The following is a 554-nucleotide window of genomic DNA, read 5'->3' on the forward strand; positions in this document are numbered from 1 at the left end:
ACGGTATGGGAATGGCAAGGATAAACGCCCTCATTGAAAAATGATCGTTACCATCAAAATGGCAGCAATACTGGAACCGATTGGTTTTCTCATGAACAGATAAAACGGAATTCCCACAACTGCGGCAAGTGAAAAGAAAATCAGCTGCCGCTTTGTCAGATTTAATGCTACTTTTGTTTTGACCTTGGTAAGGTCTTTTGGTACTGGTACATACGCCATGGTATGCGCTCCTTTCCTGCCCGCTAGTGGGCATTGAATATAGATTTGCTAAGGCTTCCGGTCTTGAATAATGAAAATGCAAGAATCACGGTATAAGCCGCTACTGAAAACATAGCTGCATGAAGATCACTGGATATGGTCATTGCATTTACTAAAACTGCATAAATTCCCACACAGACCATCATGAAGAATCCCTGAAATGCCAGTGCGAACAAGCCTTTTAAATAGTTGTTTCCGATATTGCCCCATTCCTTATTGGTCATGGTGGCAAACGGAATTGGTGCTATGGAAGTATAAAGTAGGGTAAGAACCCGACGCCTTACCATATCACTATG

General features: G+C 42.2%; 2 pseudogenes. Both read right to left on the reverse strand.

The window, feature by feature from the left end:
- Nucleotides 1-39: 39 nt before the first annotated feature.
- A pseudogene (locus DWY93_RS16910) lies at nt 40-219 on the reverse strand (PrgI family protein); the annotation flags it as partial.
- A gap of 23 nt (nt 220-242) precedes the next feature.
- Nucleotides 243-554, reverse strand: a pseudogene (locus DWY93_RS16915) (hypothetical protein); the annotation flags it as partial.

This window comes from Clostridium sp. AF28-12 (assembly GCF_003435225.1).
Classification (GTDB): domain Bacteria; phylum Bacillota; class Clostridia; order Lachnospirales; family Lachnospiraceae; genus Pilosibacter; species Pilosibacter fragilis.